The organism is Bacillus sp. JJ675, from assembly GCF_036963165.1.
Classification (GTDB): Bacteria; Bacillota; Bacilli; order Bacillales; family Bacillaceae; genus Bacillus; species Bacillus glycinifermentans.
This window is the reverse complement of record NZ_JBALMR010000032.1, coordinates 270-16,957: the sequence shown is the minus strand read 5'-3', so window position 1 is coordinate 16,957 and position 16,688 is coordinate 270. Positions and strand designations below refer to the sequence as shown.

21 protein-coding genes and 1 pseudogene (2 of these 22 cut by a window edge) are annotated in these 16,688 nt (G+C 46.9%); 9 read left to right on the top strand and 13 right to left on the bottom strand.

The features are described from left to right. Together V7126_RS09265 and V7126_RS09260 are read right to left on the bottom strand one after the other, a co-directional pair. Positions 1-780, bottom strand: a 780-nt coding sequence (locus tag V7126_RS09265; protein WP_335497553.1) for a PTS transporter subunit EIIC, incomplete at its 3' end; no start/stop codon positions are given. A gap of 27 nt (positions 781-807) precedes the next feature. Next, positions 808-1,107, bottom strand: a complete 300-nt coding sequence (locus V7126_RS09260) for a PTS sugar transporter subunit IIB (protein WP_046129916.1) — start codon at positions 1,105-1,107, stop codon at positions 808-810. Positions 1,108-1,367: 260 nt separating this feature from the next. Here V7126_RS09260 and V7126_RS09255 point away from each other — a divergent pair, with 260 nt between their 5' ends. Both V7126_RS09255 and V7126_RS09250 read left to right on the top strand, forming a co-directional pair. Then, positions 1,368-2,825 carry an NCS1 family nucleobase:cation symporter-1 gene (locus V7126_RS09255; protein WP_046129795.1) on the top strand — a complete coding sequence of 486 codons (1,458 nt, stop codon included), beginning with the start codon at positions 1,368-1,370 and terminating at the stop codon, positions 2,823-2,825. A 92-nt stretch (positions 2,826-2,917) separates the two neighbouring features. Then, complete coding sequence (locus V7126_RS09250) at positions 2,918-3,475, top strand: GNAT family N-acetyltransferase (protein WP_335497549.1); 558 nt, start codon at positions 2,918-2,920, stop codon at positions 3,473-3,475. A gap of 54 nt (positions 3,476-3,529) precedes the next feature. Here the strand turns inward: V7126_RS09250 and V7126_RS09245 are convergent, their stop codons facing one another. From V7126_RS09245 to V7126_RS09230, 4 genes are all read right to left on the bottom strand, one after another. Then, the gene (locus V7126_RS09245) at positions 3,530-4,336 is read right to left on the bottom strand and encodes a TylF/MycF family methyltransferase (RefSeq protein ID WP_175077056.1); all 807 of its coding nucleotides are present in this window, start codon (positions 4,334-4,336) and stop codon (positions 3,530-3,532) included. Positions 4,337-4,429: 93 nt separating this feature from the next. After that, positions 4,430-4,894 carry a GNAT family N-acetyltransferase gene (locus V7126_RS09240; protein WP_175077055.1) on the bottom strand — a complete coding sequence of 155 codons (465 nt, stop codon included), beginning with the start codon at positions 4,892-4,894 and terminating at the stop codon, positions 4,430-4,432. A gap of 4 nt (positions 4,895-4,898) precedes the next feature. Next, positions 4,899-6,065 carry a TIGR00375 family protein gene (locus V7126_RS09235; RefSeq protein WP_335497548.1) on the bottom strand — a complete coding sequence of 389 codons (1,167 nt, stop codon included), beginning with the start codon at positions 6,063-6,065 and terminating at the stop codon, positions 4,899-4,901. Beyond that, positions 6,062-6,619, bottom strand: coding sequence for an NUDIX hydrolase (locus V7126_RS09230; protein WP_099047111.1), 558 nt, complete (start codon positions 6,617-6,619; stop codon positions 6,062-6,064). Before V7126_RS09230 ends, V7126_RS09235 begins: the two co-directional genes overlap by 4 nt. A 76-nt stretch (positions 6,620-6,695) precedes the next feature. On the opposite strand from V7126_RS09230, the gene mciZ reads away from it, so the two are divergent. From mciZ to V7126_RS09210, 4 genes are all read left to right on the top strand, one after another. Further along, positions 6,696-6,818 (top strand): Z-ring formation inhibitor MciZ, encoded by a 123-nt coding sequence (gene mciZ, locus V7126_RS09225; RefSeq protein ID WP_046129790.1) that lies wholly within the window; start codon positions 6,696-6,698, stop codon positions 6,816-6,818. An 89-nt stretch (positions 6,819-6,907) separates the two neighbouring features. Continuing rightward, a complete protein-coding gene (locus tag V7126_RS09220; RefSeq protein ID WP_046129789.1) occupies positions 6,908-7,504 on the top strand; it encodes a TetR/AcrR family transcriptional regulator in 597 nt (198 codons plus the stop codon). Between the two features lie 6 nt (positions 7,505-7,510). Continuing rightward, complete coding sequence (locus V7126_RS09215) at positions 7,511-7,864, top strand: DoxX family protein (RefSeq protein WP_099047057.1); 354 nt, start codon at positions 7,511-7,513, stop codon at positions 7,862-7,864. Positions 7,865-7,946: 82 nt separating this feature from the next. Further along, entirely contained in the window at positions 7,947-8,867 is a 921-nt protein-coding gene (locus tag V7126_RS09210; protein WP_046129788.1) for an aldo/keto reductase, read from the top strand. A 399-nt stretch (positions 8,868-9,266) separates the two neighbouring features. Here V7126_RS09210 and V7126_RS09205 read toward each other — a convergent pair whose 3' ends face one another. Together V7126_RS09205 and V7126_RS09200 are read right to left on the bottom strand one after the other, a co-directional pair. Next, entirely contained in the window at positions 9,267-10,559 is a 1,293-nt protein-coding gene (locus V7126_RS09205) for an MFS transporter (RefSeq protein ID WP_046129787.1), read from the bottom strand. Positions 10,560-10,673: 114 nt separating this feature from the next. Beyond that, the gene (locus V7126_RS09200; RefSeq protein ID WP_046129786.1) at positions 10,674-12,062 is read right to left on the bottom strand and encodes a PLP-dependent aminotransferase family protein; all 1,389 of its coding nucleotides are present in this window, start codon (positions 12,060-12,062) and stop codon (positions 10,674-10,676) included. 342 nt (positions 12,063-12,404) lie between these two features. Between V7126_RS09200 and V7126_RS09195 the strand changes: the two genes are divergently transcribed. Next, positions 12,405-13,811 carry a right-handed parallel beta-helix repeat-containing protein gene (locus tag V7126_RS09195; RefSeq protein ID WP_335497547.1) on the top strand — a complete coding sequence of 469 codons (1,407 nt, stop codon included), beginning with the start codon at positions 12,405-12,407 and terminating at the stop codon, positions 13,809-13,811. 111 nt (positions 13,812-13,922) lie between these two features. On the opposite strand, the gene V7126_RS09190 is transcribed toward V7126_RS09195, so the two are convergent. After that, complete coding sequence (locus tag V7126_RS09190; protein WP_046129784.1) at positions 13,923-14,171, bottom strand: YqkE family protein; 249 nt, start codon at positions 14,169-14,171, stop codon at positions 13,923-13,925. Between the two features lie 149 nt (positions 14,172-14,320). On the opposite strand from V7126_RS09190, the gene V7126_RS09185 reads away from it, so the two are divergent. Then, positions 14,321-15,250, top strand: a complete 930-nt coding sequence (locus V7126_RS09185; RefSeq protein ID WP_046129783.1) for an alpha/beta hydrolase — start codon at positions 14,321-14,323, stop codon at positions 15,248-15,250. Between the two features lie 23 nt (positions 15,251-15,273). Here V7126_RS09185 and V7126_RS09180 read toward each other — a convergent pair whose 3' ends face one another. Together V7126_RS09180 and V7126_RS09175 are read right to left on the bottom strand one after the other, a co-directional pair. Continuing rightward, on the bottom strand, positions 15,274-15,513 hold the full coding sequence (locus V7126_RS09180; RefSeq protein WP_046129782.1) for a DUF2552 family protein: 240 nt from the start codon (positions 15,511-15,513) through the stop codon (positions 15,274-15,276). Between the two features lie 13 nt (positions 15,514-15,526). After that, positions 15,527-15,850, bottom strand: coding sequence for an iron-sulfur cluster biosynthesis family protein (locus V7126_RS09175; protein ID WP_046129913.1), 324 nt, complete (start codon positions 15,848-15,850; stop codon positions 15,527-15,529). A gap of 113 nt (positions 15,851-15,963) precedes the next feature. Between V7126_RS09175 and V7126_RS09170 the strand changes: the two genes are divergently transcribed. Continuing rightward, positions 15,964-16,161 carry a CDGSH iron-sulfur domain-containing protein gene (locus V7126_RS09170; protein ID WP_046129781.1) on the top strand — a complete coding sequence of 66 codons (198 nt, stop codon included), beginning with the start codon at positions 15,964-15,966 and terminating at the stop codon, positions 16,159-16,161. A gap of 15 nt (positions 16,162-16,176) precedes the next feature. Here V7126_RS09170 and V7126_RS09165 read toward each other — a convergent pair. Next, positions 16,177-16,688: pseudogene (locus V7126_RS09165) on the bottom strand (GrpB family protein) (it continues 40 nt past the right edge of the window). Then, a protein-coding gene (locus V7126_RS09160; RefSeq protein ID WP_438823800.1) for a GNAT family N-acetyltransferase crosses the window boundary here: on the bottom strand, positions 16,647-16,688 show its final stretch. It continues 249 nt past the right edge of the window; only the last 42 of its 291 coding nucleotides appear in the window; its start codon lies beyond the right edge, outside the window; its stop codon occupies positions 16,647-16,649. The pseudogene V7126_RS09165 and the gene V7126_RS09160 overlap by 82 nt, the downstream one beginning before the upstream one ends.

Genomic DNA, 16,688 nt, shown 5'->3' with positions numbered 1-16,688 from the left:
TGCAGATCCTGTTTTAGCTGCAAAAGCAAGATTTTCGAGATTTGCTTCAGCAAAAATCGTTTCTCTGATCGCCGCAATCGTATTCGGTCCATGAATGCCGAAGAGCCACAGAAAATTGGCGACAATGCCGAGAAAAACAACCGTGAAAATGTTGGTCCCCATATCCCGTAAAGGCGCCTGCAGCAATGTATATACGAGTTCATGAAGCCCGTTTTTCGCAACGGACGTAAGAGCGAAGCTTACGATCGCAAAACCGATTGTGATGAAAATTATCGGAAACAGCACTTTAAACGTTCTGGCGACCGCCGGAGGCACCTGCGGAGGCATATGAATTTGCAGGCGCTTCGAATTGGCGAGTCTGCTGAAAACTTCGCCGACGATGATGCCGATGATTAAAGNNGGCGGATAGATGATAAAGTAGCATGACACTGCCGTCAGCCCCGAAAGAAGCTCATCAGCTTGCAATGAAATGGCGAGATTGCGTGCGACAAGGAATACGACAAAAACGGACATGATGTCAAGCGATCCCCGCAGAACAGGCGTAAAAACCGTCTGGTAATCGGCTAAATTCGGAAACAATTTGTCGAGAAATAAAATGTTGGCGATAAAACCGTCCGGAGACAAAATCGCAAAATTGAGCAACGTGATGATTGAGCCTGCCATGATAATCGGAAAACATAAAATAAAGGCGTCTCTGATCGCACAAATGTGCCGCTGTGAATTCAGCCTGGCCGCAATCGGAACCAAGAATCGCTCAACGGTTCGTTCAAATTTCTCCATAAATCCGCTCAAAATGACCCCCTCCTTTTATTTGATCAGCTGCAAAGCTTTCTCCAGTACAGCTTCGCCATTCATGGTTCCATAGTCCCTCATATCGATCACGGCTACGGGAACGTCCCCGGCCATTGATTCAACCTGAGATTTTTGATAGCGGACCTGCGGGCCCAACAGAACGATGTCGGCTTCGGCGGCCATCGTCCCGGCTTCTGCAACGGGCAGTGCCGTAATCTCAATTTCCTCTTCGAGCTGCTCAGCATGCTGTTTCATTCTGTTGACTAAGAGGCTTGTGGACATGCCTGCTGCGCAGACCAATAAGATTTTTTTCATTTGCAATCGATCCCTCCTTTTGTTTTACCGGGCGCCCGATATGGGAAACGCTTTCATTTCTCTTTCGGGAACTTGTAACCTGGTCTTTTATCCTATGATCAAAAGGGGCGGCTGTTTCTTGCAAAGCAAAAAATTTTTCGGACACCTTCTGATGATTTTTGGACAGCCTCTATAAACGCTCCCGGAAAAATTGTTCAGTTTATCCGATGTCATTCTAAGGTGACTGCGTTATATTTCATAGAAATATGTAGAACAGGGGGATGACAATGAACAAGGAAAACGCGCTAAGCAACAAAGATTTATTGCCGTTAGAGCCACAAGAACGAACATGGAAAGCCGTCAATTTCGCGTCGATTTGGATGGGCTGCATCCATAACATTCCGACATATGCCACGGTGGGCGGTTTAATTTCGATCGGGCTGTCTCCATGGCAGGTATTGGGGATTATTGCCGTGGCCTCTCTCGTCCTCTATGCCGCCCTTGCCCTGAACGGCCACGCAGGTGCAAAGTACGGCGTGCCTTTCCCCGTATTGATCAGATCTTCTTTCGGCATTTACGGCGCGAATATTCCCGCGCTGCTCCGCGGTTTTGTAGCCATTATGTGGTTCGGCATTCAAGCGTTTGCCGGAAGTACGGCGATTAACATCCTAATGCTGAATATATGGGGCGGCTGGAAAGACATAGGCGGAGATTGGAATCTGTTGGGACTTCATCTGTCAGGGCTTTTGTCATTTATTTTCTTTTGGGGGATTCATCTGCTTGTGCTGCATCATGGAATGGAATCGATCAAAAAATTTGAAGTTTGGGCAGGACCCCTGGTCTACCTCGTATTCGGAGGCATGGTTTGGTGGGCGGTCGATATTGCGGGCGGGCTCGGCCCCATTTATTCGCAGCCTGGAAAATTTCGAACGTTCAGCGAATTAATATGGCCTTTCCTCGCCGGGGTGACGGGAATTATCGGAATTTGGGCGACGCTGATCTTGAATATTCCCGACTTTACAAGATTCGCAACCTCCCAAAAAGAACAGATCAAGGGGCAGTTTTTCGGCTTGCCCGGAACGTTTGTGCTATTCGCATTCGCCAGCATTACCGTAACCTCGGGTTCACAGGTCGCCTTCGGAAAACCGCTGTGGGATGTCGTCGATATTCTGGCCCATTTTGACAATCCGTATGTCATCGCCCTTTCCGTCATTACGCTTTGCATCGCGGCGGTTTCGGTGAATGTGGCGGCAAACATCGTCTCTCCCGCTTATGATTTGGCCAATTTTTTACCAAAGTATATCGATTTTAAGCGGGGCAGCTATATCACCGCCGCTTTGGCCCTGTTTACGTTTCCGTGGAAGCTGATGGAAAACGAAGCAAGCGTGTTCTCGTTTCTCGGCACCATAGGCGGTATTTTGGGTCCTGTCGCGGGTGTAATGATTGCCGATTATTTCGTGATTCGAAAATGCACGATCCACGTCGACGAGCTGTATTCCGCAAGCGGGCGGTATATGTATTACAAAGGCTACAACTACCGGGCTTTCGCCGCTGTCGCGCTCGGGGCGTTTATGTCTTTAATCGGGAGCTGTATTCCCACGTTAAAGCCGTTCTACGATATATCCTGGTTCACGGGGGTAATTCTTGCATTTGGAACATATATCATCCTAATGCGCCTTCCCCCGCCTCTGGCGGTGCACACCGAAACGGCCGAATACGCTGTCGGCGGCAAGATGTAAACATGCGGCTGCGGGACGAGCTCTCCGTTTTGAATTTACTTTTTTATATGTTTATAGGATAATAGGCGAAAATCAATACGGAGGGATCCCCTGTGAATCCTATTTTGCTGGATTTTCCGGACAGCTTTCAAACCGGGCGTCTGCTTGTCAGAGCGCCGAAGGCCGGTGGCAAAGCCGTTTGCGACGCGATCCGAACGTCTTTAGCTGAGCTTAAACCGTGGATGCCGTTTGCAAGAGAGGAACCGAAAGAAGACGAAGTCGAAATCAACATCAGGCGTGCCCAGGCTGATTTTATTTTGCGCAAAGACTTGAGGATGCACATTTTTCATAGGGAAACAGGCCGATTTGTCGGAAGCACAGGGCTTCACCGCATGAACTGGGAAGCCCGGAGGTTTGAGATCGGCTACTGGTGCAGCACCGCACATGCGGGACAAGGATACATGACAGAAGCAATTCAAGGACTCATTGATTTTGCCCGTCGCCATCTCGGAGCAAAGCGGCTGGAAATATGCTGCGACAGCCTCAATCTGAAAAGCAGAAAAATGGCTGAGCGCCTCGGTTTCGAGCTTGAGGCCGTGCTGCGGAGCGATGACCTGTCGAACGACCGAAGCGAATACAGAGATACGTGTTTATATGCGGCCGTATTCTAAATCATCTTCAATATAAAAAAGGCTCGACTTTTTGTTGAGCCTCTTGTCGTTTGATTATGGTTTTCGCCAATATACCGAATAAGGATCGATGGAAACGAGGATCGATTCATCCAGGCCTTGTTCTTTAAGGAAATCGAGCACGGCAGCATGGCAGCCCTTTAGAGAGAAATCATCGATGATGACGAAACCGCCCTTTGATACTTTTCCGTACAAATTGGCCAAACTGTCCATTGTCGATTCATACATATCGCCGTCCAGCCGTAAAATGGCGAGCCGCTCAATAGGCGCCTCAGGCAGCGTATCTTTAAACCAGCCTTTCAAAAACTGAACGTTTTCATCAAGCAGATCGTATTTTTCAAAGTTGCGTCTTACTTCCTCCAGCGATACCCTTAAAAAATCAACCTCATGATGGCGGTCCCCCGTATCCTGGGGATATTTTTCGATATCCGGCGCCGGCAGGCCTTCGAACGAATCGGCCACCCATACCGTACGGCCGTCTTCTCCATGAACTTTTAAAAAGCCTTTCATAAAAATGCAGGCTCCGCCCCGCCATACGCCTGTTTCAATAAAGTCTCCCGCTATGTTTTCTTGTAAAACCGTCTCCATGCACATTTGCAAGTGATTCATCCGCACCCGGCCGATCATGCTGTGTGCAATCGGCGGCCAATCTGTTCCCGTTCTCCGCAATTCCGGATTTGGGACGACGCAGCGTACGATTTTCAAATCGTTTAACCCGGTTTCTTTTTGCAGCGATTCGGGGACAGGCACACCGGTCGGAATATATCGTTCATGCTCCTGCCAAATTTCGAATAAGACCGTTTTTTTTAACAGTTCGAGATACATTTGCTTTGCCTGGTCCATTCCATTTATGCCCCCTCGTGTTCAACATGTTCTTAACATGTTATGCCAGGGGCAAAAAACGCGTTCTGATGACGTCATCCAAAATACGGAAAATCATTGTTGCCTTGAGGTGCCGGAAAAGCTTTTGACCATGTCAACGTGAGGGATGCCGTCTTCCAGATAGACTTCCGATACTTCCTTAAACCCGAACGACCCGTAGAATGAACGCAAATAGTCCTGACCTTTAATTTTGACCGCTTTTTCTTTCCATTCGTTTTCCAAAAAGCTGAGGGCTTTGTCCAGAAGGGCCTTTGCATGGCCTTTTCCCCTGTCCCGGCTGCGGACGATGACGCGGCCGATCGATGCTTCATCATAAACCTCGCCGCTCCGAAACAGTCTGCAATAAGCCAAAATCGCGCTTCCTTCGGTCAGATACAAGTGATGCGCCTTTTGATCCATATCATCAAGCTCGTGGTAAGGACAGTCTTGCTCGACGATAAAAACGTCGATTCGGAGCTTTACGATTTGATACAGCTCTTCTTTCGACAATTCCTCAAACGATTTCAGTTTCCAGTCCATCTCGCTATCCCCTTTTTACTTTTCCGTAGGTTCCGCCGCCTCCGGCCTCAAGCTCCATGTCTCCCTTTCTCGCTTTGATCAGAAGCTTGGCCGTCTGCGGACGCAGCATGCCGAGAAGATCGTCTTCGGCCACATGATGAAGAATATTCATCTCGGTTCCGAAGGCCTCCTTCAGCTTCTCGATCGTTTTCGGACCGATGCCGGGAATCATCTGAAGCGGCACCTGGTGGATGTACGGCGGCCGCTTGACCGGGCTTTCGTCCTGATCATAAAGCTCCTCAAGGCGCGTTTTGACTCCTTTTGTAAATTTTGCGCTGCCGCACCCTTTGCACGCCTTCTCATCCGCCTCTTTCAGAAGGCCGCAAGATTCGCAGGTGGTTTGGTAATATTTTCCGAGCTCAGGATTCATCCCGTAGTTTGCGGCAACTGAGCGGCCCTCTTCGCCCTTTAACGCGAGCGAAAATTCTTTAAAACTCGCGTGCTTCATCAGCAGCTTGTTGTACTCCCTGCCGATTTTTCCGAGCGAATGGGCATCTGAATTGGTCAGGAAACAATAGGCGTTCAGCTCTGATACGTGCGACGCCATGTGCGTATCGCTGCTCAGCCCGAGCTCGACCGCATCAATCAGACATTCATCAAATACCTCTTTCAGAGACGACTTGACTCCTTTTCCGTACAAACTTTTATGGGGGGTAAAAATATGGGCGGGGATGAATAAGCCGCCGAGTTCTTTTACCGTTTGCTGAAGGCGGAGCCCTGTCTCATAGATGCGCTGTGAGCTGAGATGAATGTTCGTCACTCTTTTTGAAAGCCATTCGGAAAAGCGCTTCATTTTTTCGATCGTCGGCATGAATGCCAACACGTGAATCGGACCGCGGCACTTCTCGTCATAAATCTCAATTTCCGCCCCGCAAAGCAGCACGGTTTCTTTATATTGGATGCCGCCGTCGGCAAGTTCGGCATAACGGCCGCTTGCCACCCCTTTTTCGATTTCGGCCAGCACTTCCGGCGAGTGGCAGTCAATAATGCCGATCAGCCCCATTCCTTTATGTTCGCTTGCTTCTATCAAAATCTCGTCAAGGGTAAGCGATCTGGCCGCCGTGATTTTAACCGGCCGGCCTGATTCGGTCTGCCCGATATGAATATGCATGTCTGCGAATATTTCTTTCATTTCTTCGCCTGCAGCGCTTCGCGCAGCTCTAAATACTGAATGGCATAAGCCGTTTTCGCATCGTAAATATCCCGGCTTTCCACAAGCTTCCGCGCGTCGGCAAGCGGCACCTCCATCACTTCGACAAATTCGTCTTCGTCAAGCTCCCGTTTTTCTTCAAGACGGGTCAGCTGTTCGGCAAAATACAGATGGACCAATTCGTCCGCAAACCCGGGAGATGTATAAAAAGCAGTGATTTTCTCTAGTTTCGCCGCCGTGTATCCCGTTTCTTCCTCAAGCTCTCTGAGGGCGGTATATTCAGGCTTTTCGCCTTTTTCGAGCTTCCCGGCGGGGATTTCAACAATCGTCCGTTCGAGCGCTTTTCTGTACTGTTTGACGAAGATGATGTTTCCGTCATCCGTCAGCGCCAAAACTGCCACGGCCCCCGGATGCTTTACGATTTCCCGCTTGCCCGTTTTGCCGTTCGGCAGTTCGACATCTTCAAGATAAAGATCGATTACCTTGCCTGAAAAAAGCTTTTCTTTTGAAATGGTTGTTTCCTCTAAATGTTTCAGTTTGATCATCTCCTACGTTCTGTTGCTGCTCTTTATCCCATACATTTTATCATACACCATCAAGGGAGGTGGCGCCATGAAGGTCTATCGCCTGCCGAACGGAATCGTGATGTCCGGAAAAGCGTGGGAAATCCGCGCCAAACTGAAGGAATACGGCCGGTTTTATCGATATGTGAAGGATTGGGTCATTTCCCCTTAGGCCGGGCTTTGACAAACATTTGGGCGATATGAAATCATACTCGTGAGTAACATTACTTGCGAGTATTATTTTTTTGGGGGGATTCTATTTTGAAATCCGGAAAAGGACGCAAAGGACAGGAGAGCCGGAAACGTTTGCTTAAAGCAGCCGCGAATGAATTTTCGCTTCACGGATTTCACGACACCAAGGTCAGTACAATTGTGAAAAGAGCCGGACTGACGCAGCCCTCCTTCTATCTTTATTTTCAAAGTAAAGATGCCATCTTCGGGGAGTTAATAACCGACTTCCACTCTCATTTGAAAAAGCTGACAAAGTCATTCCGCCTGGAACAAGGAATAAACCAAGAAGATGTGTCACAACGGGTTTTGACTGCGGTGGAAACCGTTTTCGCGTTCCTTGCTGCAGACCCGGATTTAACCCGGATCGGCTTTTTTCTCAATCCAGACGCTAAAAAGGTGAAGAGCGATTTGGCGATGGCTTTGAAAGAGAACTTGGAAGCGGAACAACAGCTCGGCTACTTTCGCCCCGAGCTGGACATGGAAACGGTTGCCGAATGTTTGATCGGCATGATTGAACATCTGACAGATTCTTATTTGCTTCCCGGGACGAGAGATCCGGCAAGTCTTGCAATGCAGGTTGTCGATCTTTTGATGCAAGGAATGCGGCCTGGGCAAGCTTCAGAGTGAGGTAAAGTGATACCGATTGTGATGAAAGCCTGTTTGGCAGCTTTTATGTTCACCGGAGGCGTGATAAAGATTTTGCATGTCCCCTTTCAAGTAGAACATTGGCGCCATTATCAATACCCATTATGGTTTCTTACGGTTACCGGCTGTCTCGAAATCGCCGGGGCGCTTATAATGGCATGGGGAATATGGAACCCGAATTTAGCTGTCGCAGCAGGGATATTGTTCTTCTTGCTTATGATGGGAGCGATCCATGCGCACATTTTCCGGGCCCGTCAATCTGTTTTCACGGCGATTCCTGCGGCGATTTGTTCCATTGCCTCCGTCATCATCGTGTTGCTTGAGCTGAATGCAGGCTTTTAACGATTGTTTCAAGTGCCGATTAGTTGAAAACTTCGCTCCTTTATATTACGTTCAGGTAGAAGGAAGAAAGGAGTGAAGCGCGATGAAAAAACGGACGCTTGGACAATCTGATTTAAAAGTGAGCGAAGTCGGCCTCGGCTGTATGTCTCTCGGCACGGAAAAACAGCGCGCCTTATCCATTTTGGATGAAGCGCTTGAGCTTGGCATCAATTATTTGGATACTGCCGATTTATACGATTTTGGGCTTAACGAAGAAATCGTCGGGGAAGCCATCAAGTCGAGGCGCAAAGACGTCATCCTCGCCACAAAAGCGGGAAACCGCTGGAAGGAAGGAAAGCCGGGCTGGTTTTGGGACCCTTCAAAAGCTTACATAAAGGAAGCGGTCAAACGCAGCTTAAAGCGTCTGCAAACGGATTACATCGACCTTTATCAGCTTCACGGGGGAACGATCGAAGACAATATCGATGAAACGATCGAAGCCTTCGAAGAATTAAAAGAGGAAGGCGTCATCCGTTATTATGGAATCTCTTCTATACGCCCGAATGTCATTAAGGAATATGTCAAAAAATCAAGCATCATCACCGTCATGATGCAGTACAGCTTATTGGACCGCCGCCCTGAGGAATGGCTTCCTATCCTTGAAGAAAACGGAATCAGCGTGATTGCAAGAGGACCGCTGGCTAAAGGACTCCTCACGGAAAAGCCCGTCTCCGAGGCAAACGCCGATATAAAGAGTAACGGCTATTTATCCTATTCGTATGAGGAGCTTGTCAAAACAAAAGCGGATATAGAAAAAACGGCGCCGGATCTGACCGCGACCGAAACCGCCATGAAATATATCCTCGCCCAGCCCGCTGTCGGCGCGGTGATCCCCGGGGCTAGCAAACTCGAACAGCTGAGGGAAAACGTCAAAGCCGCAAGTGCTCGCCCGCTGACGGAGCAGGAAATCAAAGCGCTTCGTTTTTACACGAAACGCGATGTGTATACGGCCCACCGCGAATAACAAACGGAAAGCACCGTCTCCCCTATAGACGGTGCTTATGCTTTCATTCGCAATCGGGATTTCCCTGTTGATGTTGGCGGCCCTCGTCATGAGTGGGATCGCATTGTTCGTAAACGGCACCATATATTTCTTTCATCATTCGTTGCCGCATTTTGAATCGGCGCGCTTCGTAACTATGCCTTCAATCTCATTCTTCCCGATCTCATCTGAAGTTATCTCTAACATAGCCGAGGACACCATCAACTATCCTAATGTAAGGATGACCTATTTTAGGCCGGCGAAGCGAAAAAGGCGCATACTAATCAGATGAGAACGTCTTCGGGACTGAAAGCGTTCCGTCATGGCTTCGCCGGGCGCCACACGGATCAAGGACGGTGAGTTTTCCTTCTACAATCCGGCTTATTTTTTACCACCATGAGACCATATCACCACTGGAATCAGGAATAAGGATAAAATCCCTCCAGCAAATGATAATGCTGGATAGCTTGAGCCTGCCACAATCATTCCAGACAATGCTCCGCCGGCAGCTCCTGACAGCGCAATCAAAACATCCACTGTACCTTGAGTTTTAGCCCGTGTGGAAGTTTCTGTTGAATCGACAATAAGTGCAGTCCCGCTTATCAAACCAAAATTCCATCCTAATCCAAGTAAAGAAAGGGCAATTACTAGAGGAACCATAGAATCTCCTGATGCAAATGCTGATATTAAACCTGCCAGAAGCAACGTAGTTCCAGACGCAACAGCCATCGCTGTACGCCCCAGCTTATCAACAAGGACACCTGTAACCAGTGAAGGAAGATACATGGCGCCTATGTGAAAACCAATAACTAGACCTACTGCACCCAAGCCATGTCCATGATGCCTCATATGAACCGGTGTCATTGTCATAATAGCCACCATTACAATTTGAGTAAGAACCATAATCGTTGCACCGACGATTATGCCTCTTTTGTTTGCTGTATGTTCAGTTGTTGCTGAATGTCGTTTACCGCTGGGTTCTTGGCTGGTCGCTTCTATAGATCTTGCTATAACCAATGGATCTGGACGAAGCATGATGAAAAGGACAACACCTGCCAGGATATATGCTGCTGCTAAAATGAAAGGACCGGCAAGTGATGGAACACCAATAGAAAGAGCGAAATTACCCATCACATTGACTAAATTCGGACCTGCAACTGCACCAAATGTTGTAAACACCATCGTAATACTAACAGCAGTCGCCCGCTGTTTAGGATTTGCCAAGTCCGTACCTGCATAACGAGCTTGTAAATTTGTCGCTGTTCCTGCACCATAAATAAGCAATGAAGCAAATAACAGAAAAACACTGTTTATTAGTGCTGCAATGATGACTCCTATTGCTCCAAGACCGCCAATCATAAAACCGGCTGATAGACCTGTTCGACGGCCATAACGTTGAGAAAGTCTCCCAACAAATAATGCAGCTCCTGCCGACCCTAAAGTAAATAAAGCAGAAGGTACACCGGCAAATGCATCTGTACCAAGCATTTGCTGTGCAATAAGGGCACCGACAGTAACGCCAGCTGCTAATCCTGCACCGCCAAAAATTTGCGAAATACTTACAATGAATAATGTACGCTTGTATAACGTTTTTTGTTTTTCAGGAGAACGAATGTAGCTTTGTAACGAAGCTGTTTGGAAGTCTAATGATTTTACACTATCCTTTTGTAACATATTCTGACCCGCCTTTCGAAAACCTATTTCTATATCTAATCCTCCAACTTGATTTGGATCATCGTAACACGCGCAAAAAAACCATACAATAATATAATTGTATGGCAAACAATATTAGGTAAGATCGTTTAGCAAACGTGTAAGGATCATTAATCCCCGCTCCAGCTCTTCGAGCGTTTTTGGTGCGCATACAGAAACCCTTACAGCCCTTTCCGGACGACTATTTCCAACCACAAAGCGTTCAGCCGCATACACTTGCACTCCATGTTGTGCAGCTAATTTTTCAAATTCAGCACCTGTCATTTTACCTGGCAACAACAGCCAGCGAAAGATGCCCGTTTCAACACCTAAACATGTATATTCCGCAAAATATCGATTTACGATTTGGTTTCTGCGAATGGTTTGTTCCCGATGACCTTCAATTAAGACTTCAAATTGATTCGATACAATCGTACGTGCTGTAAGTTCTGATAACAGCGGGGAAACTGTTATATTTAAATTATAAAGCGCCTTTGAAATGGGTTCTTTAAATTGACCCGGCACTGCCACATAGGCTAGCCTCAACCCCGGTGCTAATGATTTAGATAAACTTGCAATATGGATAACCTGTTCCGGCGCAAATGATGCAAGTGCTGGAAGCGGATTTTTGCCCAGAAGATGGTACGATGCATCTTCAATAACAAACAGATTGTATTTCTTTGCAATGTCTGCAATCATCCTTCGATTCTCAACAGACATAAAGGAAGCTGTCGGATTATGATAATCCGGGATCAAATAAATGCCTTTAATATTTTCATTTTTACACGCATATTCAAGTGACTCCGGACTCATTTCATCATTCTCTGATTTTATCGGTACGATTTGCACACTAAGCATTGCTGCAACGGTTTTTAAGCCGGGGTACGTATGATGGTCAACACCAATGCGGTCTCCAGGCTTACAAAGACTCGCCAATGTAGCAGCAATCGCATTTTGCCCCCCGTTTGCAAATAAAATGCGGTCAACGGCTGTTTCAAACCCACCCCTTCGGATTAACTTTACAGCTGCATCCTTTTGCCAAAGGCTTTCGCCTGCCCGGCCATAACTAAACCATTTTTCATAATCAGTCTCTTGCACCATACTTTTTAGTTGGAGTAGCAGCGGCTCGTAAGAAGCATTATCTGGTAGTGTTGCTCCCATTTCAATTAAATGCTTCGGCTTTGTATCTTCAAGTAAATACGCATTCGATAACGCATCATACGATACAAAGGTGCCGCTTCCGACAGTTGCACTTAGCAAGCCCTTTAACTCGCAAACTTTAAACGCTTTCGAAATGGTACTTACATTTAAATCCAAATAATCGGCCAGTTCTCGCTGTGGAGGAAGTTTTGTTCCAGGTAATAAAACTCCGTCTAATATATCCTGTTCCAATTTCCCTGCAAGTGCTTTATAAATGGGCTTTTCAGTTTTATCAATCGATGGCTTCCAGCTCATCGGATAGTTTTCAAAAGAATTAAACGGCATGATATGCATCCTTTTTCACTCAATTATATGATTGTGTCGTTTATAAAACAATTTAACTTTCATATTTTATGCCTTTAGCTAATGTCAGAGTAGCGATTCTTTTGACTTTAATTTTTCGAAAACAGCTAAGCTGAGGCGTTCGGCTTGTTTCCTCCCCTCCTTCAAAACACGTTGGGATTCATCTTCGGATATGAGCGGGTTCATCAAAAGCGATATGCAGCATCAATTGACCAAGCTTGGATGGCACCGCGGCATTCTTTCGCATTTTTGCGATGGTTTTCCATATATGGATCATTTATAATTGTGCTGGCAATCTATTTTAAATAGAAAGGAGAACTGAGTTTGAGAGTATGGTATTTTATTTTGTCGGCAGGCATTTTAACTTGCATTATCATCGCCGCGGCTTTCGATAAGACACAGGCGAATGAAGAAGAACCGGCAAACTGCTTATATGTTTCTCCAAATGGAAATGATCAAAATGAAGGAACGAAAGAAAAGCCGTTCCGTACATTGGCGCATGCCGCAAAAGAAGCTGTTGCCGGCACAACCGTGCTGATTCGGGAAGGTACGTACAAAGAAACGCTTGACATAAAGCACAGCGGTACAGAGGGAAAACCTATTACGTTCCGCAACTATCAGAATGAACAGGCCGTGATTAAGGGAGACTTTGTTACGGGCGCGAAATACGAAACACCGTTAGTTCGCGTTCACAATAAACATTACATTACAATCAGCGGTCTGACGATTCAGGATCTTTCTGTTTCATCTGAAGAAGCAACCGCCATGGGAATTTACGTTTCAGGCTCAAGCAGTCATATTACCATTAAGAACAACCATATCCGGGATATTAAGACAACGGCGGATGAAGGCAATGCCCACGGAATTGCAGTCTATGGAACCGGCAGTATGAAAGACATCAGCATCCAAGGCAATACGGTTGAAAAACTGACGCTCGGAGCGAGTGAAGCAGTAGTCCTGAACGGAAACATCGACGGTTTCACGATCAGCGGCAATGTGGTCCGTGACAATAACAACATCGGTATTGATCTTATCGGCTATGAAGGAACTGCGGATCAAAACGATTATGCGCGAAACGGCGTCATCGAAAATAATACGGTTTACCGCAACTCAACTTACGGAAATCCTGCTTATGGAGATGATTACTCAGCGGGCGGAATATATGTCGATGGAGGAAAAAGCATTGAAATTAAGAACAATACCGTTTACGAAAACGATCTCGGTATTGAAGCAACGTCTGAACATAAAGGGAAATACGCCGAGGATATTCACATAACCGGCAACAAGGTGTATCAGAACGCTTATACCGGCATTTCAATCGGCGGATATGACAAAAACCGTGGAGGCACCGTCAATTCTGTCATCGCCCGCAATATTGTTTACCGTAATGACACCAAAGGGCTGTATGGCGGGCAGCTGCTGCTTCAGCACGATACAAAAAACAACAAAATTGAAAAGAATATCGTAACGGCCGGCGATTCGCGATTATTTATCGTAAACGAATTTTCGACAAATGAAGGAAATACGGTCAACCATAACGTTTATCATAAAGAAGCTGGAGAAGACGGATTATGGATGTGGAAAAAGAAGGAGTACGACTCATTTTCCTCATATCAAAAGACAACCGGCAATGATCTTGGCTCTATTTATGCCGATCCGATGTATCGCGACGAAGAGTCTTATGATTTTACGTTAGATCCGGATTCACCGGCTCGATCCGTCATTGAGTAAAGCACATGTTGTAAAAAACAGCGTTCTATTTCGGTTAACGGAGAACGCTGTTTTTTCTTTACACCAATTGATCGAAAAGCTCCAACGCCGCGACAAGGCCGGCCAGGTGTTTTACTTATACTGCCTCCAGTCGAGCGCGCTCTCATTCAGCAGCTCCTCGAAGCTCTTGTTTTTCTCCTTTTCTTTCCGCTGCTTGATGAGGCGTTCCCTCTCACTCGCTTGTCTCTTTTCGCCTTCTTCCTTTAGCTCTGTTTTCATTTGCTGAAGCTTTTGCTTTAAATCATCGGCGAGCGCGTCCTTCAGCTGCTGTTTATCTGATGTTTCATGTTTTTTCTTTCCCACGCCATTCCCTCCGTTCATCCGGTTTGTGATGTTAGTGTATCAGGAAGAAACGGATTTTCTCAAGCAGAACACTTGTACATCAGCGCCTAAAGCTTGGGCATTTTCACTTTTGATGTGCTAAGATAGACGACAGAAGCTTCATTTTAAGGAAAGGAAGTAAACCAGGGATGTTCATTTGGCTTGCTGCTCTCGGAGCGGTGCTGCTATTTCTTGCTGCACTCGGAATATTTTTTACGAATCAGATCATGTATATTAAAAAACGGACCGATCAATTCATTATCGAGCGGGAAACGGCGGAAGGACATTATGCCGAAGAGGCGTTTCAAGCCCTTCCGAAAGAAGAGGTTACCCTTTCCTCACCATTCGGCTACGAGATTAAAGGGTACTATGTCCATCCGAACAAGACGAAGCATACCGTCATTATTTGCCATGGGGTGACCATGAATCTTTTGAATTCGGTTAAATATATGAATCTGTTTTTGGAACTCGGCTGGAACGCCCTTATCTACGACCACAGAAGACACGGGATGAGCGGCGGGAAAACGACGAGCTATGGTTATTATGAAAAAGAAGATTTAAAAACGGTCGTCAATTGGCTGAGGAAACGGAATGGAGATGAGGCCGTCATCGGCATTCACGGCGAATCAATGGGTGCCGTGACAACGCTTCTGTACGCGGGAATGGCCGATGCCCGCGCCGATTTTTATGTGGCTGACTGCCCGTTTGCCACGTTTGAAGACCAGCTGATTTACCGGCTGAAGGAAGATTTCCGCCTTCCGGGGTTTATCTTGCCGCTTGCCGACGTCTTTTTGAAATTCCGGGACGGCTATCGCATCAAAGATGTCTCTCCTATGGCCGTCATCGACCGGGTCGAAAAGCCCGTTTTATTCATCCACAGCAAAGACGACGATTATATACCGGCACAGTCAAGCGAATTGCTCTATGAGAAAAAAAGAGGAAAGAAAAAGCTGTACATCGCGGAAAAAGGCGCACATGCGATGAGTTATTCACAAAACCGGGACGACTACAAACAAACGGTGCGGGAATTTCTTCAGGAAGCGGCACCGGACGCGTATAAAAAAGGCGAACTGGGATAGCAAGCCCGTTCGCCTTTCCTGCGCTACAAAACATCCGTAATGTCGCTCATATTCTCGCCGATCCAGGAAATGGCCGACTCAAGCTTGTCGAATTCCTTCGTTTCAAACGTCATTTCATCCTGGAGAAGCCACACATCCTTCTGGACGGTTTCCGTTCCTCCGATCGACCAATGAAGAAGGCTGTACGGATGATTCTGGTGAAGAAACGACACCCACGTTTTGTTTTGAGCGGTTTGTTTTAACGATTTCATCTTTTGATTCAAAAAAAACGCCACCCTATTTCACTAATATGCCCATTCTCGGAGAAAGCACCTGTGCCGGACTTTTCAGCATCAGCGTTCCCGCTTTCTCATGATAATCGATCGTCATCGCATCATCAAAGAAAACTTTTTGCGACGACTGGATATACACCGGAACGCCGTTTGTCTCCAAAAGCTCGCATTCCCCTGTCAATTCATCCGTCAGCCAAATGACGGGAACCCCGTTGACTGCGCACCCGCAGCCATCGATGTCATAGCGGAGCTGAATTTTTTTATCGGGATTAGCCGCTTTGGCTCGATGAATGGCTTGTTTCGCCTGTTCAGTTATATGAAGCTGCATGATATCATATCCTTCTTTTGTTTCATTTACGGACATTGTACCACATGATCCGCCAAACACGCATCGTTTCTATTCTTTTATCATACATATGAAGAGATTCGGAGGTGGGATCTATGTCTGAAAAAGTGCAGATCAAAGTAATGGACAACGGCGGATTTCGGGTCATCGGAGATGTGGAACTGATCGATATGGAAGGAAATCCATTCCCTAAAAAAACGCCGTTTTCTCTTTGCAGATGCGGAAAATCGCTGAAGATGCCTTACTGCGACGGAAGCCATAAAGGAGCATTCGACTCCTGTGTAAGGGCCTAAAAAGCCGGAAGGACATCATGTGTCCTCTCCGGCTTTGCCCCACCATAAAGCCAACCGCTCAGTCTCTTTTACCCATTCGTTTTTGCCTTTTATGTAGCCTTCGATCTGAAGCGGGAACCTTTTCGCGAGCTTCTTTTTCAGTTCCGCATACTCTTTCGCCCGCTCCGGATGGGCTATGAGGTAATCGCGGAAAAGCAGGTGCCTCTTAATATCCGGATGCCCGGCTTCATACAGATGGACGTGGTGCGTACGCCGGCGGCCGCCTTTTTGAAAATATCTTCTCCCCGGAAGGCCGTTTTCTCCTTTCGGCGTATAGCCCATCGTTTTCATTCCGTTTTCATGCCTCGCGGCGGCGCCGAGATCCTTTACTTCAAGCAGGATATCGATGACAGGCTTTGCGCTCATTCCCGGAATGGACGTGCTGCCGATATGGTGGACATGGAGGGCTTCATCCCGGAAAAGCGCTTCGAGCCGCTGTTTTTCTTCTAAAAATTCGCTCTTCCACTCCTCCCGGTATGAAACAACTT